This window comes from Streptomyces liliifuscus (genome assembly GCF_016598615.1).
Classification (GTDB): domain Bacteria; phylum Actinomycetota; class Actinomycetes; order Streptomycetales; family Streptomycetaceae; genus Streptomyces; species Streptomyces liliifuscus.
In genome coordinates this window covers 2,317,267-2,340,584 of the sequence record NZ_CP066831.1, presented here as the reverse complement: position 1 = coordinate 2,340,584, position 23,318 = coordinate 2,317,267, and the positions used below count along the sequence as shown (strand labels likewise).

The 23,318-nt window shown below is 69.4% G+C and carries 17 protein-coding genes and 1 tRNA gene; 11 read left to right on the top strand and 7 right to left on the bottom strand.

The genetic code is table 11. The features are described from left to right. The first annotated feature begins 1 nt into the window (after nucleotide 1). The 3 genes from eboE to JEQ17_RS09970 all read left to right on the top strand — a co-directional run bounded on the left by eboE (nucleotide 2) and on the right by JEQ17_RS09970 (nucleotide 3,938). A complete protein-coding gene (gene eboE / locus JEQ17_RS09980) occupies nucleotides 2–1,171 on the top strand; it encodes a metabolite traffic protein EboE (protein ID WP_200394901.1) in 1,170 nt (389 codons plus the stop codon). Beyond that, on the top strand, nucleotides 1,168–2,592 hold the full coding sequence (locus tag JEQ17_RS09975) for a nucleotide pyrophosphatase/phosphodiesterase family protein (protein ID WP_200394900.1): 1,425 nt from the start codon (nucleotides 1,168–1,170) through the stop codon (nucleotides 2,590–2,592). Before eboE ends, JEQ17_RS09975 begins: the two co-directional genes overlap by 4 nt. Before the next feature lie 176 nt (nucleotides 2,593–2,768). Continuing rightward, complete coding sequence (locus tag JEQ17_RS09970) at nucleotides 2,769–3,938, top strand: sugar phosphate isomerase/epimerase family protein (protein WP_200394899.1); 1,170 nt, start codon at nucleotides 2,769–2,771, stop codon at nucleotides 3,936–3,938. Between the two features lie 193 nt (nucleotides 3,939–4,131). Here JEQ17_RS09970 and JEQ17_RS09965 read toward each other — a convergent pair whose 3' ends face one another. The 4 genes from JEQ17_RS09965 to JEQ17_RS09950 all read right to left on the bottom strand — a co-directional run bounded on the left by JEQ17_RS09965 (nucleotide 4,132) and on the right by JEQ17_RS09950 (nucleotide 10,817). Next, nucleotides 4,132–5,520 (bottom strand): OFA family MFS transporter, encoded by a 1,389-nt coding sequence (locus JEQ17_RS09965; protein ID WP_200394898.1) that lies wholly within the window; start codon nucleotides 5,518–5,520, stop codon nucleotides 4,132–4,134. A gap of 196 nt (nucleotides 5,521–5,716) precedes the next feature. Beyond that, entirely contained in the window at nucleotides 5,717–7,849 is a 2,133-nt protein-coding gene (locus tag JEQ17_RS09960; RefSeq protein WP_200394897.1) for an acetate--CoA ligase family protein, read from the bottom strand. A gap of 3 nt (nucleotides 7,850–7,852) precedes the next feature. After that, the gene (frc, locus tag JEQ17_RS09955) at nucleotides 7,853–9,121 is read right to left on the bottom strand and encodes a formyl-CoA transferase (protein ID WP_200394896.1); all 1,269 of its coding nucleotides are present in this window, start codon (nucleotides 9,119–9,121) and stop codon (nucleotides 7,853–7,855) included. A 10-nt stretch (nucleotides 9,122–9,131) separates the two neighbouring features. Beyond that, nucleotides 9,132–10,817, bottom strand: a complete 1,686-nt coding sequence (locus JEQ17_RS09950) for a thiamine pyrophosphate-binding protein (RefSeq protein ID WP_200394895.1) — start codon at nucleotides 10,815–10,817, stop codon at nucleotides 9,132–9,134. A 187-nt stretch (nucleotides 10,818–11,004) separates the two neighbouring features. Between JEQ17_RS09950 and sucC the strand changes: the two genes are divergently transcribed. The 3 genes from sucC to JEQ17_RS09935 all read left to right on the top strand — a co-directional run bounded on the left by sucC (nucleotide 11,005) and on the right by JEQ17_RS09935 (nucleotide 14,814). After that, on the top strand, nucleotides 11,005–12,135 hold the full coding sequence (sucC, locus tag JEQ17_RS09945) for an ADP-forming succinate--CoA ligase subunit beta (protein ID WP_200394894.1): 1,131 nt from the start codon (nucleotides 11,005–11,007) through the stop codon (nucleotides 12,133–12,135). A gap of 11 nt (nucleotides 12,136–12,146) precedes the next feature. Further along, entirely contained in the window at nucleotides 12,147–13,031 is an 885-nt protein-coding gene (gene sucD, locus JEQ17_RS09940; RefSeq protein ID WP_200394893.1) for a succinate--CoA ligase subunit alpha, read from the top strand. Between the two features lie 241 nt (nucleotides 13,032–13,272). Continuing rightward, nucleotides 13,273–14,814, top strand: coding sequence for an aldehyde dehydrogenase family protein (locus JEQ17_RS09935; RefSeq protein WP_200394892.1), 1,542 nt, complete (start codon nucleotides 13,273–13,275; stop codon nucleotides 14,812–14,814). Nucleotides 14,815–14,913: 99 nt separating this feature from the next. On the opposite strand, the gene JEQ17_RS09930 is transcribed toward JEQ17_RS09935, so the two are convergent. Beyond that, entirely contained in the window at nucleotides 14,914–16,284 is a 1,371-nt protein-coding gene (locus JEQ17_RS09930) for a DUF2254 domain-containing protein (RefSeq protein WP_200394891.1), read from the bottom strand. Between the two features lie 141 nt (nucleotides 16,285–16,425). Here JEQ17_RS09930 and JEQ17_RS09925 point away from each other — a divergent pair. Both JEQ17_RS09925 and JEQ17_RS09920 read left to right on the top strand, forming a co-directional pair. Further along, nucleotides 16,426–16,510, top strand: a tRNA-Leu gene (locus JEQ17_RS09925). A gap of 129 nt (nucleotides 16,511–16,639) precedes the next feature. Then, nucleotides 16,640–17,506, top strand: coding sequence for a GNAT family N-acetyltransferase (locus JEQ17_RS09920; RefSeq protein ID WP_200394890.1), 867 nt, complete (start codon nucleotides 16,640–16,642; stop codon nucleotides 17,504–17,506). Nucleotides 17,507–17,560: 54 nt separating this feature from the next. Here the strand turns inward: JEQ17_RS09920 and JEQ17_RS09915 are convergent, their stop codons facing one another. Beyond that, entirely contained in the window at nucleotides 17,561–18,508 is a 948-nt protein-coding gene (locus JEQ17_RS09915) for a LysR family transcriptional regulator (protein ID WP_200401410.1), read from the bottom strand. A gap of 103 nt (nucleotides 18,509–18,611) precedes the next feature. Here JEQ17_RS09915 and JEQ17_RS09910 point away from each other — a divergent pair, with 103 nt between their 5' ends. Continuing rightward, nucleotides 18,612–19,505, top strand: a complete 894-nt coding sequence (locus JEQ17_RS09910; RefSeq protein WP_200394889.1) for an NAD(P)H-binding protein — start codon at nucleotides 18,612–18,614, stop codon at nucleotides 19,503–19,505. Nucleotides 19,506–19,681: 176 nt separating this feature from the next. On the opposite strand, the gene JEQ17_RS09905 is transcribed toward JEQ17_RS09910, so the two are convergent. Then, nucleotides 19,682–20,917, bottom strand: a complete 1,236-nt coding sequence (locus JEQ17_RS09905; RefSeq protein WP_200394888.1) for an epoxide hydrolase family protein — start codon at nucleotides 20,915–20,917, stop codon at nucleotides 19,682–19,684. Nucleotides 20,918–20,979: 62 nt separating this feature from the next. Between JEQ17_RS09905 and JEQ17_RS09900 the strand changes: the two genes are divergently transcribed. Then, the gene (locus JEQ17_RS09900) at nucleotides 20,980–21,942 is read left to right on the top strand and encodes a helix-turn-helix transcriptional regulator (protein ID WP_200394887.1); all 963 of its coding nucleotides are present in this window, start codon (nucleotides 20,980–20,982) and stop codon (nucleotides 21,940–21,942) included. Nucleotides 21,943–22,193: 251 nt separating this feature from the next. Next, on the top strand, nucleotides 22,194–23,279 hold the full coding sequence (locus tag JEQ17_RS09895) for a TolB-like translocation protein (protein ID WP_234048138.1): 1,086 nt from the start codon (nucleotides 22,194–22,196) through the stop codon (nucleotides 23,277–23,279). Nucleotides 23,280–23,318: the final 39 nt, after the last annotated feature.

Below are 23,318 nucleotides of genomic sequence, written 5' to 3'. Positions count from 1 at the left end.
CATGCGCTTCCGCCACCCCGACGGCTCCACCGTCCACCTCGCCTACTGCACCAACGTCCACCCCGCCGAGACCCTCGACGGCGTCCTCGCCCAGCTCCGCGACCACTGCGAACCCGTACGCAAACGCCTCGGCCGCGACCGTCTCGGCATCGGCCTGTGGCTCGCCAAGGACGCCGCGCACGCCCTCGTCAGCGACCCGTCCGCCCTGCGCGGGCTGCGCACCGAACTCGACCTCCGCGGCCTCGAAGTCGTCACCCTCAACGGCTTCCCGTATGAAGGGTTCGGCGCCGAGGAGGTCAAGTACCGCGTCTACAAGCCGGACTGGGCCGACCCCGAGCGGCTCGAACACACCACGGCCCTCGCCCGCGTGCTCGCCGGCCTCCTCCCCGACGACGTCACCGAAGGCACCATCTCGACCCTGCCGCTCGCCTGGCGCACGGTGTACGACGACGGCCGTGCCGCCAAGGCCCACGCGGCCCTGACCACCCTCGCCGAACGCCTCGACGCGCTGGAGGAGCTGACCGGCCGCTCCATCCGCATCGGCCTGGAGCCGGAGCCGGGCTGCACCGTCGAGACAACGGCCGACGCCATCGCCCCGCTCACCGCGATCGGCCACCCCCGCATCGGTGTCTGCGTCGACACCTGCCACCTCGCCACCTCCTTCGAAGATCCGAACACCGCCCTGGACGCGCTGGCCGCGGCCAGCATCCCCGTCGTCAAGTCCCAGCTCTCGGCCGCCCTGCACGCCGAAAACCCCCACCTCCCCGAAGTCCGCGAGGCACTCGCCGCCTTCGACGAACCCCGCTTCCTGCACCAGACCCGCACCCTCACCGCCGCCGGACTCCGCGGGACCGACGACCTCGGCGAGGCCGTCAACGAGGAGGCACTGCCCGACGCATCCCCGTGGCGCGCCCACTTCCACGTCCCGCTGCACGCGGCCCCCGACGCGCCCCTCACCTCCACGCTGCCCGTACTCCAGGACACGCTGACCCGACTGGTCGGCGGCCCGCACCCGCTGACCAGCCACCTCGAGGTCGAGACCTACACCTGGCAGGCCCTCCCGCCCGAGCTGCGCCCCCGCGCCCGCGCCCAGCTCGCCGACGGCATCGCCGCGGAACTCACCCTCGCCCGAGACCTGTTGACGGACCTCGGCCTGAAGGAACTCCCATGAGCACCCACGAGACCCCGGCAGCGCCGGTCGGCACCGACGGCTCCACGACCCCCACCCCGCTCCTCGTCCTCGACGTCGTCGGCCTCACCCCCCGTCTCCTCGACCACATGCCCCACCTCAAGACCCTCGCCCAGTCCGGCTCGCAGGCCACCCTCGGCACGGTCCTGCCCGCCGTCACCTGCGCCGCCCAGTCGACGTTCCTCACCGGCACCCACCCGTCCGAGCACGGCATCGTCGGCAACGGCTGGTACTTCCGTGACCTGGGCGACGTACTGCTGTGGCGCCAGCACAACGGTCTGGTGTCCGGCGACAAACTGTGGGACGCCGCCCGGCGCGCGCACCCCGGCTACACGGTCGCCAATATCTGCTGGTGGTACGCCATGGGCGCCGACACCGACATCACCATCACTCCTCGTCCGATCTACTACGCCGACGGCCGCAAGGAACCCGACTGCTACACCCGGCCCCCGGCCCTGCACGACGAACTCACCGAGAAACTCGGCACGTTCCCGCTCTTCCATTTCTGGGGTCCAGGCGCCGACCTCGTCTCCAGCCGCTGGATCATCGACGCCACCCGGCACATCATCCGCACCCGCCACCCGGACCTGACCCTCTGCTACCTCCCTCATCTCGACTACGACCTGCAGCGCTTCGGCCCCGACGACCCGCGCTCCCTCAAAGCGGCCGCCGACCTGGACGCGGCCATGGCCCCCCTCCTCGACGACGCCCGGGCGGAAGGCCGCACCGTCGTCGCCCTGTCCGAGTACGGCATCACCCGCGCGGACCGTCCCGTCGACATCAACCGCGCACTGCGCCGCGCCGGACTCCTCGAAGTGCACACGCAGGACGGCATGGAGTACCTCGACCCGATGGCCTCACGCGCCTTCGCCGTCGCCGACCACCAGATCGCCCATGTCTACGTACGCCGCCCCGAGGACATGGAGGCCACGAAGGCGGCGCTCGCCGATCTGCCCGGCATCGAGCAACTCCTCGACGACGAGGGCAAGAAGACCCACCACCTCGACCATCCGCGCTCCGGCGAACTCGTCGCCGTCGCGGAGCCGGACGCCTGGTTCACGTACTACTACTGGCTCGACGACGCCCGCGCGCCCGATTTCGCGCAGCTCGTCGAGATCCACCGCAAACCCGGCTACGACCCGGTCGAGCTCTTCATGGATCCGCTCGACCCCTACGTCAAGGTCAAGGCCGCGGGCGCGCTGGCCCGCAAGAAGCTCGGCATGCGCTACCGCATGGCGGTCGTGCCCCTCGATCCCTCACCTATTCGAGGCAGCCACGGCCGCCTCCCCCTGAGCGACGACGAAGGTCCGCTCATCATCTGCTCCACCCCCCGCGCTGTCGGCGACCGCGTCGCGGCCACCGATGTGAAATCTCTGCTGCTCGACCTGGCCGGCCTCGGGTGACGGAACCCGGGAAGGACCGGACGAGCGACTACGGAAAGTGAATCAGACGGCACTGACAGTGCGTTCGGCCTGTGGACAACCGGCACACCGCACGGCGCACGTCACAGCCGGACATCTGGCGAACATGGCTGGGCCCCTGCCGAACACGGTGGGCCCCTACCCGAAAGAGAGACACCGTGACCGCGTTCAACGACGAATCCGGATCCGGCGACGCCCTGCGTCGCGCGCTCGGAGTCAACCGCCGCCGCTTCCTCAGCACCTGCACCGCCGTCGCCGCCGGGGCCATCGCCGCACCGGTGGTGGGCGCCTCACCCGCCCTGGCGCAGGACCGGGGCAGAGGCCACGACCATGACCACGGCCGCGGCCACGTCCTCGTTCCGCCGGGCAAGCGCGGCATCATCCTCTACACCGTCCGTGACGCCACGGCCCGCGACCCGCTCGCCTCGGACCTGCCCTCCGGCTTCCGTGAGGTGTTCAAGCAACTGGCCCGCCACGGATACCGCCAGGTGGAGTTCGCCGGCTACAACCAGCACGCCAACGCGCCCGGCGGCGCCAGCCTGGAGTCCGTCGCGGGCGCCAAGCTGCTGCGCTCCTGGCTCGACGACTACGGCCTGCGCGCCCAGGGCAACCACGGCTTCATACCGTCCTCCTGGCCGCTGACCAGCGCCGATCTGGACAACTTCAAGAAGCACCTGGAGATCGCCAACATCATCGGCATGGACCACATGGGCACCGGCGGAGACCCCACCGGCAGCTCCTACCCGGCCGACTGGGACGTGGCGGCCGACAAGTGGAACGCGCTGGGCAGGATCGCCCGCCGCGAGGGCATCAAGCTGTACACGCACAACCACGACTCCGCCTACGGATTCCTGCTCGACGGAGGCCCGCTGGACGCCCAGGGCCGGCCCACCCGCAGCTCCGGCATCCGCAAGTTGGAGTACTTCCTGAAGGCCACCGACCCGAAGCTGGTCTGGCTGGAGATGGACATCTTCTGGGCGCACGTGGCCCAGTACAAGTTCCACACCTACACCGCCCACGACGGCTCCACCCGCAAGAAGGTCTTCGACCCGGCGGGGCTCGTCGCCCGCAACAACAAGCGCTACCCGTTGTTCCACGCCAAGGACGGTGTCGTGAGCACCACCAACGGCATGGGCTACGACATGGTGCCCTTCGGAACAGGCGTCATCGACTACACCACGTTCTTCTCACGGGTCGGGGAGCGGAACTACCACAACCCGATGGTCGAGGACGACAACTCGCCCAGTGCCACCGACCCCGCACAGTCGCTGCGCGAGGCCAAGATCAGTTACGACAACCTCGCGGCCCTCCGGTCAAGGCGTCACTGACCACGGACCACGGCAGGCGGTCCTCCCCACGTGGTGTGGTGGGGAGGACCGCCTGCGTTTCCAAGCCTGGGAGCGGTTGTGGGGGTTCTAGTACGTAGGGGACGTGTGCGGCGGACACTGCGCGGCACCGTTCCGCGCCGCAGGGTTCATGAGGGGGCATCCCCTCACCGGCTCGATGCGTGTGCGTACCGGTTCAGGCCATCTCCTCACCGAGCGGTTGCGGATTCGGTTCGATGCGCTTGCCCTTGGGCCGCCCGGGCGGGTGCAGGAACAGAGCCATGCAGCCGGCGAACAGGGAGATCGAACCGGCCAGGATGAACGCGCCGGCGTAGTCCCAGTTCGCCACCACCACGGCGCCCATGCCGGAGCCGAGCAGGCCGGACACCAGCTTGGAGCTGTAGACGAGCCCGTAGTTCGACGCGTTGTTGTTCTCACCGAAGTAGTCGGCGGTCATGGCCGCGAACATCGGGAAGATCGCGCCGCCGCCGAATCCCGAGATGGACGAGAAGAGCAGGAACAGCGGCAGGTTTCCGATGTTGCCCGACCACAGGATTCCGTACTGGGAAAGACCGAGCACGATGCAGACGAAGATCAGGCATTCCTTGCGGCCGTACCGGTCGGAGAGCCAGCCGATGACGCCACGTCCGGTGCCGTTGACGATTGCCTTCATGGACATCGCCGTCGCCACGATCCCGCCCGCGAAGCCGACCTCCTTGCCGAACGGCACCTGGAAGGCGATACCGAAGATGTTCACGCCCGAGGTGCAGAGCAGACAGAACCACATGAGCCCGACCCGGCCCGTCTTCCAAGCCTCCATGGGGGTGTACTGCTTCACGGCGGGCGGGTTCTTCTCCATGGCGCGCCGTGCCCGAGGGTCGTCGGGCTTCTTCAGCGGGTCGACCTCGGCGGGCCACCAGTTCTTCGGCGGGTCCTGGAAGAAGTAGCCGGCCACGGCCACCACCGCGGCCAGGAAGACACCGACGGACACCAGGACCCACTTGAAGTTACTGGTGTCCATGAAGCCGGTGAAGATGAACACGAAGGGCACCGAGCCGTAGGCGAAACCGCCGTTGACGAAGCCGGTCTTGCCGCCCTTGCGCTCCGGATACCACTTGCCGACCATGTTCACGCAGGTCGCGTAGACCATGCCGGCGCCCATACCGCTGAACATGCCGAATCCGATGTACGCGACGATCACATGCGGCGCGAAGGCGAGGGAGACGTAGCCCAGCAGGGTGCCGACCGCGCCCAGCATCATCGCCCAGCGCGCGGGCAGTTTGCCGGACTCACGGAGCTTGCCCGCGGGGAAGGCCACCGCGGCCTGGAAGAACACCCACACGCCGAGCATCCAGAAGATGTGACCGTCGGTCCAGTGGTGCGCGCTGTGCAGCGTGTCCTCGGCGGACGCGAAGGCGTACTCGGCCGAGCTGATTCCCATCATGCCGACCCACGGCAGGATGACCATCCACTTGCGTTTGCGGCCCATGATGTCGAGGTCGGTCTCACCGATGCGGTAGACGCGTCCGTTCGCGTCGGCCACCTCTCGGTATGCCGCCGTCGTGGGCAGATCGGTGGTTGTCATTTCGCGAATGCACCCCTTGCGTCGAAAGATCTGGCCAGCGCCCCCTGTCCAATTCCTTTCGTGTGCGCACGGGTCCCGGGGCGGGCCGACGCGCACCGTCGGCCCGCCCCTTCACCGGGTCAAGTCATGAACCGCCCCCCAACAGCGCCCACCGCGCGCCGCCGCGTCACAACAGCCCCGCCGCACGCCGGTGGCATCACAACAGCCCCGCCGCACGCGCCCAGCGGTACTTCGCGCCGAGCACTGCCACCGGCTTCTCGGTCGTGTACGGGTATGCCACGACCCCGTGTTCGTAGAGGTACTGGCAGGCCTCCTCGACCTCGACGTCGCCCGCGAGCGACGCCACGACGGGCTTCTCGATCCCGCGCTCCCTGAATTCGGCCACCACGCGCGCGGTGAGCTCGGCGAAGACCATGGGAGGGGTCACGATGGTGTGCCAGTAGCCGAGGACGAGTGAGTGGATCCGCGGGTCCTCAAGACCGAGCCGGATCGTCGCCTCGTACGTCGACGGCGGCTCGCCGCCCGTGATGTCCACCGGATTGCCGGCCGCGCCGAAGGGCGGGATGAACTTCCGGAAGGACGCGTCCAGGTCCGGCGGGATCTCCATCAGGGAGAGGCCGTTGTCGGTCACCGCGTCGGACAGCAGTACGCCACTGCCGCCGGCGCCGGTGATGATCACGATGTTGTCGCCCTGAGGGGTCGGCAGCACCGGCAACGCGCGCGCGTACTCCAGCATTTCGTTCAGACCGGGCGCCCTGATGACACCGGCCTGCTTCAGGATGTCCTCGTACACCGCGTCGTCGCCCGCGAGGGCGCCCGTGTGCGAGCCCGCTGCCTTGGCGCCGGCCGCCGTACGGCCCGCCTTCAGGACGACCACCGGCTTCTTGGGGACGGTGGCCCGCGCGGCCTCCACGAAGGCGCGGCCGTCCTTGAGGTCCTCCAAGTGCATGGCGATGCACTTGGTGTTGGGGTCCTCGCCGAACCAGGTCAGCAGGTCGTCCTCGTCCAGGTCCGACTTGTTTCCGAGCCCCACGATCGCGGAAACACCCGTCTTCGTAGTGCGTGCGAAGCCCAGAATGGCCATCCCTATGCCACCGGACTGCGAGGTGAGCGCGACTCCGCCCTTGACGTCGTACGGCGTGCAGAACGTGGCGCACAGGTCCTGCCACGTCGAGTAGTAGCCGTAGATGTTCGGCCCGAGCAGCCGGACTCCGTAGCGCTCGCCGATGGCCACGATCTCGTCCTGGAGCTCGTGCTCACCGGTCTCCGCGAACCCCGAGGGAATCAGGACAGCGTTGGGGATCCCCTTGCGTCCCACCTCCTCCAGGGCCGAGGCCACGAACTTGGCGGGAATAGCGAAGACCGCCACATCCACCTCACCGGGAACGTCCGTGACACTCTTGTACGCCTTGCGGCCCAGAATGTCATCGGCCTTGGGGTTCACCGGGTGGATCTCCCCGGAGAAGCCGCCGTCGATGAGGTTGCGCATGACCGAATTGCCTATCTTGCCCTGCTCGTTGGAGGCCCCGATCACGGCCACCGACGACGGCTGCATCAGCCGGCGCATGGTGGTGAGGATCTCGTCGCGCGTGTACTTCCGTCGCGGCTTGGCCACTTCCTCGGCGAGGATGACCCGGATGTCCGCGGCCACCGCGCCCTCCGGGGTGGCGATCACCGGGTTGAGGTCCACCTCGGCGATCTCCGGGAAGTCCGCGACCAGTTCGGAGACCCGGCGGATCTGCTCGGCGATCGCCCAGCGGTCCACCGCCGGAGCGCCCCGCACGCCGCGCAGGATCTCCGCGGCCCGGATCGAGTCCAGCATCGACAGCGCCTCGTCCGCGTCAACCGGGGCCAGCCGGAACGTGACGTCCTTGAGGACCTCGACGAGCACACCGCCGAGCCCGAAGGCCACGACCTTCCCGAACGTCGGATCGGTCACCGCGCCGACGATGACCTCCTGCCCCTTGGGAAGCAGTTCCTGCACCTGTACGCCCTCGATACGGGCCTTGGAGTCGTACGTCCGGGCGTTCTCGATGATCTTGTGGAAGGCGGCGCGTACGTCCGCGGCTCCCTCCACCCCGACGATCACACCGCCGGCGTCGGTCTTGTGGAGGATGTCCGGGGAGACGATCTTCATCACGACGGGCCCGCCGAACCGCGCCGCGTAGGACACCGCCTCGTCGACGTCGGTCGCCAGCTCCTCGCCGGGGACGGCGATCGCGTACGCGTCGGCGATCACCTTGCCCTCGGGCGCGGTCAGCGCCGTCCGCCCCTCGGCCCGCACGGCTTCGAGGAGCGTACGCACCCTCAGCACCCGGTCTTCGGCCATCAATCAGATCACTCCGTTCGACTTGAGCAGGCGCAGCTCCTCGTCGCCGAGACCGAGCTCGCCGACGTACACCTCTTCGTTGTGCTCGCCGAGCAGCGGCGAACTGGTCACGTCCACGGGGGAGTCGGAGAGCTTCAGCGGGCTGCCCACGGTCACGAAGTCGCCCCGCTCGGGATGCGGCACCGTCACGACCATCTCGTTGGCCACCAGCGACTCGTCCTCGATGATCTCCTTGGTGGAGAGGATCGGACCGCACGGGATGTTGTGGGCATTGAGCTGCTCGAGCACCTGCCACTTGGGGAGCGTCGACGACCACTCCTCGATGAGCTGGAACATCTTGGTGAGCTGGGGGAGCCGGGCCTCCGGGGTCGCCCACTCGGGGGCGTCCGCGAGTTCGGGGCGCCCGATGAGCTCGGTGATGGGCTTCCAGCCGACGGGCTGCACGATGACGTACACGTAGTCGTTGGGGCCGCCCGGCGCGCACTTGACCGCCCAGCCGGGCTGGCCGCCGCCGGACGCGTTGCCCGACCTGGGAACCTCGTCGCCGAAGTCGTCGTTGGGATATTCAGCCAGCGGCCCATGCCCGAGGCGCTGCTGGTCCCGCAGTTTCACCCGGCACAGATTCAGCACGGCGTGCTGCATCGCCACGTTCACGCGCTGCCCGCGCCCCGTGTTCTCCCGCTGGAACAGGGCGGCGAGGATCGCCGCCACCGCGTGGATGCCCGTGCCCGAGTCACCGATCTGGGCTCCCGTCGCCAGCGGCGGCCCGTCCTCGAAGCCGGTGGTCGACATCGACCCGCCCATGGCCTGAGCGACGACCTCGTACGCCTTGAAGTTGGTGTACGGGCCGTCCCCGAACCCCTTGATGGAGGCATAGACGATCCGCGGATTGATCTCCTGGATGCGGTCCCAGGTGAAGCCCATGCGGTCGACCGCGCCCGGTCCGAAGTTCTCGACCATGACGTCGGAGCGCCGGATCAGCTCGGTGAGGATCTCCTTGCCGCGCTCGGTCTTGGTGTTGAGGGTGATGCTCCGCTTGTTGCAGTTGAGCATCGTGAAGTAGAGGGAGTCGACGTCCGGGAGGTCGCGCAGCTGCTTGCGCGTGATGTCCCCGGTCGGCGCCTCCAGCTTGACGACGTCCGCGCCGAGCCAGCCGAGCAGCTGGGTGGCGGAGGGACCGGACTGGACGTGCGTCATGTCGAGGACGCGGATGCCTTCGAGGGCCTTGGTCGAGGTCGCCGGCGTCGCTGCCGTCGATATCGTCGCTGTCATCGGGGCCACCTCACTTGTACATCGTCTGGTTCATGGTTCCGGGGGCGTACGCGTCCGGGTCGACCCAGACGTTGATCAGTGACGGCTTGCCCGACTCGCGGGCGCGCTGGAGGGCGGGGGCGATGTCGGCGGGGTCGCGGACCTCCTCGCCGTAACCGCCCAGCATCTGGGCGAACTTGTCGTAGTGGACGTCGCCGAGGGTGTTGCCGACCCGCTCGCGCTCCAGGCCGTACTTGGCGGCCTGGCCGTAGCGGATCTGGTTCATGGAGGAGTTGTTGCCGACGATGCCGACGAACGGGAGGTTGTAGCGGACGAGGGTCTCGAAGTCCCAGCCGGTGAGCGAGAAGGCGCCGTCCCCGAAGAGCGCGACGACCTCCTTGTCGGGCCGTGCCTTCTTGGCGGCGAGCACGAAGGGGACGCCAACGCCGAGCGTGCCGAGCGGTCCCGGGTCCATCCAGTGCCCGGGTGACTTGGGCTGCACGACCTGACCGGAGAAGGTGACGATGTCGCCGCCGTCGCCGATGTAGATGGAGTCCTCGGTCAGGAAGTCGTTGATCTCGCTGACCAGGCGGTACGGGTGGATCGGCGAGGCGTCAGACTTCAGGTTGGGCAGCCGCTTCTCGATGGCGGTCTGCTCGGCGGCGCGCAACTCGTCGAGCCACTCCTTGCGCTTCGACCCGCCCCCGTTGATGCGCCCCGAGGCCGCCTCGGTGACCGACTTCAGGACGAGTCCCGCGTCACCGACGATCCCGAGGTCGATGTCCCGGTTCTTGCCGACGGTCCGGTAGTCGAGGTCGATCTGCACGACGGTCGCGTCCTGCGACAGCCGCTTCCCGTAGCCCATACGGAAGTCGAAGGGCGTACCGACGATGACGATGACGTCGGCGTTGGAGAAGGCGTACCGGCGCGAGAGCTGGAAGTGGTGCGGGTCCCCGGGCGGCAGCGTGCCGCGCCCGGCGCCGTTCATGTACGCGGGGATGTTGAGAGCGCGTACGAGCTCGATGGCGGATTCGGTGCCCCGGGTCGTCCACACCTGGCTGCCCAGCAGGATCGCGGGCTTCTCGGCGTGCACGAGGAGGTCGGCGAGCTTCTCGATGGCCTCGGGGTCACCGGCCGAGCGGGTCGAGGCCCGGTACTGGCCGGCGGCGGGGACCCGGGCCTTCTCGACCGGCACCTTTGCGTCGAGGACATCGCGCGGGATCTCCAGGAAGGACGGGCCGGGCGCCCCGTGGTAGCACTCGCGGAACGCCATGGACACCATGTCGGCGGCCCGCGCGGTGTCCGGCACGGTCGCCGCGAACTTCGTGATCGGCGTCATCATGTCGACGTGCGGCAGGTCCTGGAGGGACCCCATCTTGTGCTGGGTGTGGGCCCCCTGGCCGCCGATCAGCAGCATCGGGGACTCCGCGCGGAAGGCGTTGGCGACACCCGTCACGGCGTCGGTCGTGCCGGGACCGGCGGTGACGACGGCGCAGCCGGGCTTGCCGGTGATGCGCGCGTAACCGTCGGCGGCGTGGGCGGCGACCTGTTCGTGGCGTACGTCGACGACCTCGATGCCCTCGTCGACGCAGCCGTCGTAGATGTCGATGATGTGGCCGCCGCAGAGCGTGTAGATGACCTCCACACCCTCCGCTTTGAGTGCCTTGGCGACCAGGTGCCCACCGGATATGAGGTTCTGGCTGTTGTCGTCGGGCATGGCGAAGTCCTGTCCCTTCGTAGGGGATTGGGCGCGCGGAAGTGCAGCTCAGACGTGGTGCGCGCACTGTTCGTGGATGCCGTCGCGGTACATTGCATACAGTCGACGAATACTGTATGAAGCTTGTTATCCCGCATCCAGTGGGTGGTGTCCAGGGGGCGTGCGGCACTTTTAAGAGGGAGCCGAGATGGACCTGTTCGAGCACCAGGCAAGGGAACTCTTCGAGGAACACGGCATTTTGGTGCCGAGGGCCGAGGTCACGGACTCGCCCAAGGAGGCACGCGAGATCGCCCGCAGGCTCGGCGGCCGCGTCGTCGTCAAGGCACAGGTGAAGACCGGCGGACGCGGCAAGGCGGGCGGCGTGAAACTCGCCGCGGACCCCGCCGCCACCGAACTGACGGCACGCCAGATCCTCGGTATGGACATCAAGGGCCACACCGTCGGCAAGGTGATGCTGGCCCAACCGGTCGACATCGAGAGCGAGTTCTACGTCAGTTACGTACTCGACCGGGCCGCCGGCCGATTCCTCGCGATCGCCTCGGCCGAGGGCGGCATGGACATCGAGGAGGTCGCCGCCACCCGGCCGGACGCCGTGGCGCGCGTCCACATCGACCCCGCCGAGGGCGTCACCTCGGCCAAGGCGGCCGAGATCGCCGATGCCGCCGGCCTGCCTCCGCAGACCGTCGACGTCCTGGTCAGGCTCTGGGACGTACTGATCCGCGAGGACGCCGTACTCGTCGAGGTGAACCCCCTCGTCCGTACCGCCCAGGGGCAGATCCTCGCACTCGACGGCAAGGTCACCCTCGACGACAACGCCCGCTTCCGGCAGGCGCGTTGGGGCGACCAGGAGTCCACGCACGACGACCCGCTGGAGGCGGCGGCCGCCGCCAAGAACCTCAACTACGTGAAGCTGGACGGCGAGGTCGGCATCATCGGCAACGGCGCCGGCCTCGTCATGTCGACCCTCGACGTGGTCGCCGGCTGCGGCGCGCGCCCCGCCAACTTCCTCGACATCGGCGGGGGAGCCTCCGCCCAGATCATGGCCGACGGCCTCTCCGTCATCCTCTCCGACCCGGCGGTGAAGTCCGTCTTCGTCAACGTCTTCGGCGGCATCACCGCCTGCGACGCGGTCGCCGACGGCATCGTGCAGGCCCTGGAATCGGTCCACTTGACCAAGCCACTGGTCGTCCGCCTCGACGGCAACAACGCTGTACGCGGCCGCGCCATCCTCGACGACCGGGCGCACCCCCTGGTCCAGCAGGCCACCACCATGGACGGCGCCGCGCGCCGTGCCGCCCAACTCGCCAACGCCAGCTGAAGGAGCGGGACATGGCCATCTACCTCACCAAGGAGAGCAAGATCCTCGTCCAGGGCATGACGGGCGGCGAGGGCATGAAGCACACCCGGCGCATGCTCGCGGCAGGCACCGACGTCGTCGGCGGCGTCAACCCGCGCAAGGCCGGGCAGAGCGTCGACTTCGACGACCGCGCCGTGCCCGTCTTCGGCTCCGTGCGCGAAGGCATCGAGGCCACCGGAGCCGACGTCAGCGTCGTCTTCGTCCCACCCGCCTTCTCCAAGGCGGCAGTTGTCGAGGCCGCCGACGCCGGCATCGAACTCGCCGTCGTCATCACCGAGGGCATCCCGGTCCACGACTCGGTCGCCTTCACCGCGTACGCGAGGTCGAAGGGCACCCGGATCATCGGCCCCAACTGCCCCGGCCTGATCACTCCCGGCCAGTCCAACGCGGGCATCATCCCGGCCGACATCACCAAGTCGGGCCGCATCGGCCTCGTCTCCAAGTCCGGCACGCTCACCTACCAACTCATGTACGAACTCCGCGACATCGGCTTCTCGACCTGCGTCGGCATCGGTGGCGACCCCGTCGTCGGCACCACCCACATCGACTGCCTGGCCGCCTTCCAGGACGACCCCGACACCGAACTCATCGTCCTCATCGGGGAGATCGGCGGCGACGCCGAGGAACGCGCGGCCGCGTACGTCCGCGACCACGTCACCAAACCCGTCATCGGCTACATCGCCGGATTCACCGCCCCCGAGGGCAAGACGATGGGCCACGCGGGCGCGATCGTCTCCGGCTCGTCCGGCACGGCCCAGGCGAAGAAGGAGGCCCTGGAGGCGGCCGGCGTACGGGTCGGCGACACCCCGACCGAGACGGCCCGGCTGGTCCTAGCCGCACTGGGCGAATCCGGATGAAGAAGCGTGATGTCACTCATAGTTGACACGGCGTTACTTTCCGAGGTCGAGATGCCTCGCTAGCGTCCTTCGTACGACGTCTCCGTACGCGAGTACGCCAAGCACTCCGAGTACACGAAGCGCTCCGAGTGCACCGAGCACTCGGAGCACTCCAGGTACTCCAAGCGCGCCCAGTACTCCCGTACGGGAGACGAGCCATGCACTACCGCCCCCGACTGTGCACCGAGAGCGGAGCAACCGAATGGCACCCACCCTCACCCTCAAGGCCCACACATCCTGGACAGACGCCTGGCAACGCTGCCTCACCGTGGCGCCGGAAGCCTTCCGGGACGACCGTGTCCTCAACCTCTGGGGCGCCGCCTGGCAGGCGGACGGCAGGGCGCTGCCCGCCACCAGCCCGGTGGACGGAAGCCCCATCGCAGGGCCGCCGCGCCTCGACGGCCCGACGGCCCACCAGGCCGTACGCGCCTCACTCGACCACCACCGAGCCTGGCGGCACGTGCCCCTGGACGAACGCCGGGCCCGCGTCGCGGCCACGCTCGACGCGCTCACCGAACACCGCGAACTGCTCGCCCTCCTCCTCGTCTGGGAGATCGGCAAGCCCTGGCGGCTCGCGCAGGCCGACGTCGACCGGGCCATCGACGGCGTGCGCTGGTACGTGGACGGAATCGAGCCCATGGTCGAGGGCCGGACCCCGCTCGACGGGCCCGTGTCCAACATCGCGAGCTGGAACTACCCGATGAGCGTGCTCGTTCACGCAATGCTGATACAGGCATTGGCAGGGAACGCGGTCATCGCCAAGACCCCGACCGACGGCGGCGTCGCGTGTCTCACTCTGGCCTGCGCACTCGCCGCACGCGAGGGGATTCCCGTCACCCTCGTCAGCGGCAGCGGGCGCGAGCTGTCGGAGGCGCTCGTGCGCGCGCCCGAGATCGGCTGCGTCTCCTTCGTCGGCGGCCGCGACACGGGCGCCGCGGTGGCCACGGCCGTCGCCGACCTCGGCAAACGACACGTACTCGAACAGGAGGGCCTGAACACCTGGGGCATCTGGAACCACACGGACTGGGACACGCTGACGGCGGTCATCCCCAAGCTCTTCGACTACGGCAAGCAGCGCTGCACCGCCTACCCGCGATTCGTCGTGCAGCGTGAGCTGTTCGACGACTTCCTGGCGGCGTACCTGCCGGCCGTCCGTACGCTGCGAGTCGGCCACCCGCTGGCGGTCGAGCACCCCGACGACCCGTATCCGCAGCTCGACTTCGGTCCTGTGATCAACGCGGCCAAGGCGAAGGACCTCCACGACCAGGTCGCCGAGGCGATCGACCGCGGCGCGGTCCCACTGCACCGCGGCCGGCTCACCGACGCGCGCTTCCTGCCCGGCCAGGACACGGCCGCGTACGTCCAACCGGTCACGCTCCTCAACCCGCCCCCGTCCTCGCCCCTCCACCACGCGGAACCCTTCGGCCCGGTCGACACCATCGTCCTGGTCGACACCGAGGCGGAGCTGCTCGCCGCCATGAACGCGTCGAACGGCGCGCTCGTCGCGACCCTGTCTACGGATGACGAGGCCACCTACGACCGACTGGCCCCGCAGATCCGCGCGTTCAAGGTCGGCCACGGCAAACCCCGTTCGCGCGGCGACCGCGACGAGCTCTTCGGCGGCTTCGGCGCGTCCTGGCGGGGCGCGTTCGTGGGCGGCGAACTGCTGATACGCGCGGTGACGCGAGGACCGGCGGGGGAGCGGTTGCCGGGCAACTTCCCGGAGTACCACCTCATGCCGTGACGGCGGGTGGGCGGCGTTCCGCGGGGCGCCATGCGGTGCGCCGCCCACTGGCTTCGGGAGCGTCGGCGGTCGTACGGCCCGTCTGCCCGAAGCCCTGCTCTACCCGATGCCCTGCCGGTCCGGGTGGAGGGCGAAGGCGCGGTCCGCGGCTTGAGGCACGGTCCGTTCCACGGCCTGGGTCAGCAACGTGCGATGGCGGACCAACGGCGCCCGACGGTCCTCGGGAACAGCAGCGAGGAGATCATCGAGCCCGGCCAGCAGACGGCGGGTGACCTGAGGACTGGACACGGCACACCCCCGGATCTCGGTGAAGCCGAGGTCGACCAACTCGGTCCAGCCGGGCACGGGTTGCACCAGCCGTACGGCGCCTCGCCTGTCCCGGTGCAACAGGGCCCCGAGCGGGCGCCGCGCCACCGAGGACAGGAACTGCACGATCCGGTCCACGGCCTGAACCGCCGTGGTGGGGTCGTTCACGGCGGGCGACAGGGCACGCAGCGCGATGTCCGACAACTGCCGCAGCCCGAACCCCAGATCCTGATGGAACGTCCGCTCGGCACCCACGGACACCTGAAAACTCAGCGCCCGCAGCGCCTTCGTGGCGGGCCCGCCGTGTACGGCGAACACCGGCGTGCCCGGCACGACGAAGTCCCCGATCCGCGGGACGAGCCGCAGCACGACACCGCTCTGCCGCGCCATCCGGACGAGCCGCACGATGTCGACGTCCCGCAGCACGCCCGCGCGACCGTGATGGGCGAAGCGGGCGGTCTCCGGGGCGAGGTCGAGGCCGGAGCTGTAACCGGAACCGGTACCGGTACCGACGGGTTCCTCCGCGGAAACGTCGAGGGGCATGTTCGCGACGACCCGCAACGCCTCCCTGGTGATCAGATCGACGACGTGCGCGACCCGCATCAACCGCAGCGTCGAGTTCACGTACATCACGAACAGGACGACGCTCAGCCCCACCAGGATCAGCGTGAGGACGGACTGGACGAGCGGGATCGAGGCCACCAGCGCGGGATCACGTTGACTGTCGTACGAGGTGAGGACGAGCAGGGACTGGACGAAGGTGGCCAGGAACACCGCGAAGGTGGCCTTGGTGATCCGGCTCCGCACGAAGATCCGTACGACGCGGGGGCTGAACTGCCCGGCGGCCATCTGCACGGCGACCAGCGAGATGCTGAAGACGACGCCGATGAAGGTCATCATGGCCGCGCTGATCGTGGTGACCACGGTCTTCGCGTCCTCGGCGATCCCCAGCAGGTCGCTCACGGCGTCCTCGTCGCCCGAGTCGCGCAGCGCGGTCAGGATCGCGTCGTCCGCCGCCGTCGCCGCGGACCACACCACGAACACCAGGACCAGGGCGGCGGTCGGAGCGAACCAGAACGTGTCCCGCAGATGCTCCCGCCACGGCGACAGAGCCCGGTGCCGCCGTCTGCGCGGCAACCCGTCCGTAGTCTTCCAGTCACCCATGGTGAGACTGTAGGCGCACCCTCCACACCTGTCGGGAACCCCCGCCGGGGCGAGGAAACGCAGGTGAAAGCCACTCCGAAAGCTTGGTATTGTTGTCCATGTCGCCACGGGGAACACCCCCGTCCAGGCGGCAGACACCTAGTCCGGGTGGCGGAATGGCAGACGCGCTAGCTTGAGGTGCTAGTGCCCTTTATCGGGCGTGGGGGTTCAAGTCCCCCCTCGGACACAGCTTTTACACACGGATGGTGCCGGCCGGTTTCGGTCGGCACCATCCGTGTTTCGTCGTCGTGCGGGCGGCCTTCCCGTCGTGGTTATTCGGTTGCACGCCACCGAGACGGGATGTCTGATCCCGGCTATGACGATTGTGCTGAGGACGCCGACGGCCGACGGAGTGCGCGAGGCCATTGCGGCGCTGCGGGAGTGGCAGCACGACGAAACGCCGATGCAGCTGCATCCCGGGGACATCGGCTGGAACTACCGGTTCGGAACGGCCGAGACGGCCGCGGCGGTACGGACCTGGAGCCGGAACGGACGGATCCTCGCCGTCGGGATGCTGGATTCGCCGACGCTCGTGCGCATGACGGTCGCTTCCGACGCGTTCCATGACGAGGACTTGGCACGGCGGCTCGTCGAGGACTTCTCGCTGCCCGAGCGCGGCGTGCTGCCGGAAGGGGAGGTGTCCATCGAGGCGCCTCAGGGCCTGCTGCTCCACGACCTGTTGACCAAGGAGGGCTGGGGCGTCGACGATCCGTGGACGCCGCTCTTCCGCGACCTCGCCGAAGCGGTGGAGGACCCCGGCGCGCGGATCAAGGAGATCGGCCCGGAGCAGGCACAGGACTTCGCCGACGTCCTGCGGTCCGCGTTCAACACCTCGAAGCCCACGCGCGAGTACCGGCACAGGATGTCCGCCGCACCGTTCTACGCCGACGCCCGCTGCCTGGGTGCCTACGACGACCAGGGCAACCCCGCGGCGGTGGTGACGGTCTGGTCGGCCGGCCCGGGGAAACCAGGACTGGTCGAGCCGATGGGCGTCCACACGGACCACCGCGGCCGCGGTTATGGCCGGGCGATCACCGTCGCGGGGGCGGCCGCACTGCGGGAGATGGGCTCGTCAAGCGTGCGCGTGTGCACGCCGAGCTCCAACGTCGGCGGCGTCGCCACGTACAAGGCGGCCGGGTTCGCGGCGAGGCCGGAGATCGCCGACCGGATCCGGAAGGTCTGACGCCGGGTCTGCGGACCTTCTCACGGCCGCTGACGTCGCACCTCTGAGATCACGTCAGGTGGTCGCGGGCGCGCGAAGTGTGCGGCGAACGGCGTTGCGGAGCCAGTCGTGGGCTCCGTCGGCCGTGTGGCGGGGGTGCCAGGCCATGCCGATGGTCAGGGGTGGCAGCGGCAGGGGTATGTCGAGGAGGCGCAGGCCGAGGGCGGTGGCGGTGTGCGTGAGTGGTGACTCGGGCTTGCCGGGGAGTGCGGCGGGGACGAGGCAGACGACGTCGCTGCGGGCCGCGAGGGTCATCGCCGCCAGGTGGCCGGGGAGGACGACCGTGACGCGCCGGTGGAGGTTCCGTTCGGCCAGGGCGCTGTCGAGAGGGCCGGTGAACCGCCCTCGCCGGCTGACCACGACATGCTCGGCGGCAGCGAGCCGCGCCGGGTCCAGGGCCCCTTCGGCGAGGGGGTGCCCCGGACGGACGGCCGCCATCATCCGGAGCGTGACCAGTTCTTCGACCTGGGTCTCCGGGTCCACGTGGTCGATGGATCCGATCTCCAGATCGATCCGGCCGTCGCGAAGGGCCGGACCGGCCTCCAACTCCTCGGCCCGGAGCCGGAACGAGACGCCCGGCGCCTCCTGCCGGGCCAGATGCAGCAGTCCGGGCGTCAGTGCCGCACCGACCAGGTCGGCGGTCTGGAGGGTGAAGGTGCTGCTCAGGGTGGCGGGGTCGGCCCCTTCGCCGGGACTGAGCAGCGATCCGAGGCGGCGCACCACTGCGGCGGCTTCCTCGCGCAGAGCCAGGGCGCGAGGGGTGGGGACCATGGTCTGTCCGGCCCGTACGAGGAGCGGGTCCTGGAGGGTACGGCGCAGGCGGCCGAGGGTGCGGCTCATGGCGGCGGGGGAGGTGTGCAGGCGGGCGGCGGCGCGGGTGACGCTCTGTTCGGTCAGCAGGGCGTCCAGGGCTACGGCGAGGTTGGCGTCAAGGGCCGAATGTGGGCTGTTCACCAGCGTTATTCCATTTCAGGCAATACCTCGTTGCTGAAGTTCCCATTGTGGCATCACCGTGGCGTTCCCCAGGATGGGGCGTACCGATCCGACACGGACTTTTGAGGTTTTCATGATCGTCATCACGGCCCCCACCGGGAACATCGGCCGCCATCTGCTCACCCGGCTCCTGGAGTCCGCCCCCGCCGACGGGGAGGAACTGCGCGTGATCGTGCGTGACCCCGCACGGCTGCCGGACACGGCACGCGGCCGCGTCGAGGTGATCACCGGCTCGCACGGCGACGCCGAAGTGGTCGACAGGGCCTTCCAGGGCGCGGACGCCGTCTTCTGGCTCGTCCCCCCGGACGCCTCCCGCACCCCGGAGGACGCCTACACCGGCTTCACCCGCCCCGCTGCGAGGGCGCTCACCGCCCACGGGGTCGGCCACGTCGTCGGCGTCTCCGCCCTCGGCCGCGGCACCCCGCTGGCCGACCGCGCCGGACTCGTCACCGCTTCTTTGGCCATGGACGACCTTCTGGCCGGCACGGGCGTCGCCTACCGGGCCCTGGCCAACCCGTCCTTCTTCGAGAACCTCCTGGAGGAGGCCGCCTCGATCCGCGACAAGGGCGTCTTCACCGACGTCGTCGACGCCGACCGCAAGGCGCCACTCGTCGCCGTCGCCGACATCGCGGCCGTCGCCGCCGGCCTGTTGCTGGACCGCTCGTGGACGGGCACCGGCAGCGTCCCGGTCCTCGGACCGCAGGACCTGTCACCCAATGACCTGGCCCGCATCATGACCGAGCGGTTCGGCCGCCCCGTCCGCTACGAACGCCAGTCGCTCGACGAGCTGCGCACCACCCTCGTCGGCCACGGCCTCGACGAGGCGTTCGTCCAGGGCATCGCCGACATGAAGCGGGCCAAGGACGAGGGCCTCGATGCCGGCGTCACCCGCACCCCGGACACCGCCGGTCCCACCACCTTCGAGCACTGGTGCGCCCGGACCCTCAAGCCCGCCGTCCTCTCCTGAAGCCACCAGCCCCTTCGCCCATCAGCACCTGACGCACAGCTCCGCATCCGTGAACGTGTGGCCGTTCAGCAGAAACTCCCCCGTCACCCCGTCACCCCGTCACCCCGCCAAGGCGCCGCGATCTCACGCGGGAGGAGTCGGCTGCCCTGCACCCGGGGGCGACGCAGAAGATCGTGTCACGAGCTCTTGTCGAAGAACTCGCGGACATCGCCGACGAGCAGGTCCGGGGCCTCCATCGCGAGGAAGTGGCCACCACGGTCGAGCTCGGTCCACCGCACGACGTTGTGGTCGCGTTCGGCCCAGCGGCGGATGGTCACGTCGTGGGTGGAGACCAGCACGGCGGTGGGCACCGTCCCGCGTCGGTCGGATGCCCAGTCGTCCTGGCCGTTGTCCCAGCCGGTGTCCTGCGTGGTGTCTATGCCCGGGTCGGTGCTCCAGTCGTCGGCCACGGCCTCGCTCCAGGCGTTCGCGGACATCTCCTCGTAGTAGACCTGCGCGGCTGAAGCGGCGGTGCCGGTCAGCCAGTACAGCGAGACCTCGGTCAGGATGCGGTCCCGGGCGATGCTGTCCTCGGGCAACCCGTCTTCCGGGTCGGTGAGTTCCTTGAACTTCTCCACGACCCAGGCCAGCTGACCGACAGGGGAATCGGTGAGGGCGTAGGCCACCGTCTGTGGCCGCTTGGAGTTGCACTGCAGGTAGCCGTCGTTGAAGTTCTGCATGGCCTGCCAGCGTCGTTGTTCGACTTCGGTGAGGCCGTCCATCTCGCCCTCCGCGCCGACCGGGAACGTGATCATCGCGTTGACGTGGATGCCGATGACGTGGTCCGGGGCCTGCTTGCCCATCTCCGGGGCGACCCACGAGCCGGTGTCGTAACCATGGACGCCGTAGCGCGCGTAGCCGAGTTGGGACATCAACCGGGTGAGAGCCCCGGCCATCGTGGCCGCGCCCATGCCCGGACCGGCCAGTGGGGTGGAGAACGCGAACCCCGGCAGCGAGGGGACGACCAGGTGGAAGGCGTCGGCCGGATCGCCGCCGTGCGCGCGGGGATCGGACAGGGGCCCGATGACATCGAGGAAATCCACCACCGAGCCCGGCCAGCCGTGCAGCAGCACCAGCGGCGTGGCGTCGGGCTCGGGGGAGCGCACATGCAGGAAGTGAATGTTCTGCCCGTCGATGGTGGTCATGTACTGGGGGTGCTCGTTGAGCGCCGCCTCGTGGACCCGCCAGTCGTATGTGGTGCGCCAGTGTTCGGCGAGATCCTTGAGGTAGGCCAACGGAACGCCCCGGCTCCAGCCGACACCGGGCAGCTCGTCCGGCCAGCGGGTGGCGGCCAGACGGGAGTGGAGATCGTCGAGCCGGGTCTGCGGGATGTCGATGCGGAAAGAGCGGATACCGGGTGTCGTGTCTGCCATGGCCGTGACGCTAGGACGTGCTTAGGTCAGTTTCGGTCCTAACCTTCGGGCACTCTGGAAACATGGTCGAGACCTCCGGGCGGCTGCTGAAGCTGCTCTCCCTGCTGCAGAGCCACCGCGCCTGGTCCGGCACGGAGCTCGCCGAACGCCTCGCAGTCAGCCGGCGCACCCTGCGCCGCGATGTGGAGCGGCTGCGCGAGCTCGGCTACCCGGTGCACGCCACCCAGGGCGCCGCCGGCTACCGGCTCGGCGCCGGCGCCGAACTGCCCCCGCTGCTGCTCGACGACGACGAGGCCATCGCCGTCGTGATCGGGCTGCGCACCGCGGCCGACGGCTCGGTCACCGGGATCGAGGAGTCCTCCCTGCGCGCACTCACCAAGCTGGAGCAGGTGCTGCCGTCCCGGCTGCGGCACCGGGTGCACACCCTGCACACCGCTACCGTCCGGGCCGGCGCCGTCCCGGCCCCAGAGGTCTCCGCGGGCACCCTCATGGCCATCGCCGAGGCATGTCGTCGGCGTGAGCGGCTGCGCTTCGACTACATCAGCCCCCGCAGCGGCCACAGCATCCGCTCGGTCGAGCCGCACAGCCTGGTCAGCTTCGGGCGCCACTGGTACCTGGTCGCCTGGGACACCGATCGCACCGACTGGCGCACCTTCCGTGTCGACCGGCTCACCCCACGCACGCCGACCGGCCCGCGGTTCAGCCCCCGCGAACTCCCCGACGGTGACGTGGCCACGTACCTGGCCCACCAACTGTCGTCGCAGACATGGCCCTTCCGGGCCACGGTCACCCTGCACGAGCCCGCCGCAGCGGTCGCCGACCGCGTCTGGCCCGGCATGGGCGTCATCGAACCCGTCGACGACCACAGCTGTCTGCTGCACCTGGGCGCCGGCACCCCCCGCGACCTCGCGTGGATGATCACCTCGGTCGACGCCGACTTCACCCTCACCCACGCCCCACCTGAACTCGCCGACGCTCTCCGCACCCAAGGCACCCGCTGCCTGAATGCCGTACGAGAGGTATAGGCCCCCACGTTTCCGTGGTGAGGATCCGTTGGCCAGACGCGGGGCGGATTCCATGGCGCTGCGTGTTGCGAGGCCGACCACTCTCACCTGGCCGGAACTGCGCCCCTCAACAGCCATGCGACGCATTGACCCCACAGTGCCGTCGCGGTTGCATGCTTGTGGCCCTCGGGTGGGGAACCGGGGAGAAGAGCCATGTTCTGTACGAGGGGGGAAACATGAGGGGAAACACGAACCGGAGCGGTGCCAGACGTGTGCGGGCCGCCTTAGGCGCCACGGTCGTGGTGTGCGCGGTCATGACGGGGCTGCCCGGAGCCGCTTCGGCCGAGCCCATGACCGTGGCGGGCGTCGCGAGCGACAGCGGAGCCGGGGTCGAGCGGATCAGTGTCGCAAGCGACGGTACCCAGGGCGACGGCGACTCCGTCGGCGCCACGATCACCACCGACGGCCGGCGTATCGCCTTCTCGTCGTTGGCGAAGAACCTCACCCCAGCCAACCCGGCGACGGGGGAGAGGGTGTTCGTCCGCGACCAGCGGACGAGCCGGACCACGCTGATGAGCACCCTCACCTCCCCGGCCCAGCGCCCGGTGATCAGCGGTGACGGGCAATACGTCGCCCTGTGGGGGCTGTTGCAAAGGGACACGAAGACTTTCCTGTCCCAGGTGAGCTCGGGAAGCACGATCGGCATCAACTGCCCGGGCCTCAGCTGCAGTCAGCCGTCGCTGAGCGCGGACGGCCGCCACATCGCCCAGGTCGCCACCTTCAGTCGACCGCCGTCCCGGCAGCGCATCGAGGTACGGGACTGGCGCGCCGACACCACGGAGACCGTCGCCGAGTTCGCCCACACCGTCCCGTCCCGGCCGTCCATCAGCGGTGACGGCCGCTTTGTCGCCTACCAGGACGGCCAGGCGGAGGACGTCTTCGTGTGGGACCGGACCGACAACACCTCCTCCGGCCCGATCGAGGGCCCGTCCAAGGCGGCGGCGCTCGTCCAGCTCAGCAAGGACGGCGGCAAGGTCGTGTACCTCTCGGGCTCCGACACCTACGTCCACGACGAGAGCTCGGGCACCGACCAACTGGTGCCGAACGTGCGGGGCGTGGCCATCGATCCGACCGGACGCTATCTGCTGTACGCCCCGCACGACACGAGCGGACCGTCGCTCATGCTGCGCGACCTGCAGACGGGCACCGACGAGATCGTCTCGAACCAACTCGCCTCGGCCGGGACCGACGCGGTCAGCGCCGGTGGGCGCGACGTGGTCTTCCATTCCACGGCCGACGACATCGTGCCCGGCGACACCAACGGCAAGTCGGACGTGTTCATCCGCCGCTTCTACTGATCGCCGCGTGTCGGCTCTCGGACGCGGTCTTTGTGCACA

What these genes read in the sequence shown, in the direction of transcription:
- JEQ17_RS09920 (WP_200394890.1), top strand. Translation starts at nt 16,640, where the DNA reads ATGACGATTGTGCTGAGGACGCCGACGGCCGACGGAGTGCGCGAGGCC.
- JEQ17_RS09975 (WP_200394900.1), top strand. Translation starts at nt 1,168, where the DNA reads ATGAGCACCCACGAGACCCCGGCAGCGCCGGTCGGCACCGACGGCTCC.
- JEQ17_RS09965 (WP_200394898.1), bottom strand. Translation starts at nt 5,520, where the DNA reads ATGACAACCACCGATCTGCCCACGACGGCGGCATACCGAGAGGTGGCC.
- frc (WP_200394896.1), bottom strand. Translation starts at nt 9,121, where the DNA reads ATGACAGCGACGATATCGACGGCAGCGACGCCGGCGACCTCGACCAAG.
- JEQ17_RS09910 (WP_200394889.1), top strand. Translation starts at nt 18,612, where the DNA reads ATGATCGTCATCACGGCCCCCACCGGGAACATCGGCCGCCATCTGCTC.
- JEQ17_RS09960 (WP_200394897.1), bottom strand. Translation starts at nt 7,849, where the DNA reads ATGGCCGAAGACCGGGTGCTGAGGGTGCGTACGCTCCTCGAAGCCGTG.
- JEQ17_RS09930 (WP_200394891.1), bottom strand. Translation starts at nt 16,284, where the DNA reads ATGGGTGACTGGAAGACTACGGACGGGTTGCCGCGCAGACGGCGGCAC.
- sucC (WP_200394894.1), top strand. Translation starts at nt 11,005, where the DNA reads ATGGACCTGTTCGAGCACCAGGCAAGGGAACTCTTCGAGGAACACGGC.
- eboE (WP_200394901.1), top strand. Translation starts at nt 2, where the DNA reads ATGCGCTTCCGCCACCCCGACGGCTCCACCGTCCACCTCGCCTACTGC.
- JEQ17_RS09905 (WP_200394888.1), bottom strand. Translation starts at nt 20,917, where the DNA reads ATGGCAGACACGACACCCGGTATCCGCTCTTTCCGCATCGACATCCCG.
- sucD (WP_200394893.1), top strand. Translation starts at nt 12,147, where the DNA reads ATGGCCATCTACCTCACCAAGGAGAGCAAGATCCTCGTCCAGGGCATG.
- JEQ17_RS09935 (WP_200394892.1), top strand. Translation starts at nt 13,273, where the DNA reads ATGGCACCCACCCTCACCCTCAAGGCCCACACATCCTGGACAGACGCC.
- JEQ17_RS09900 (WP_200394887.1), top strand. Translation starts at nt 20,980, where the DNA reads ATGGTCGAGACCTCCGGGCGGCTGCTGAAGCTGCTCTCCCTGCTGCAG.
- JEQ17_RS09950 (WP_200394895.1), bottom strand. Translation starts at nt 10,817, where the DNA reads ATGCCCGACGACAACAGCCAGAACCTCATATCCGGTGGGCACCTGGTC.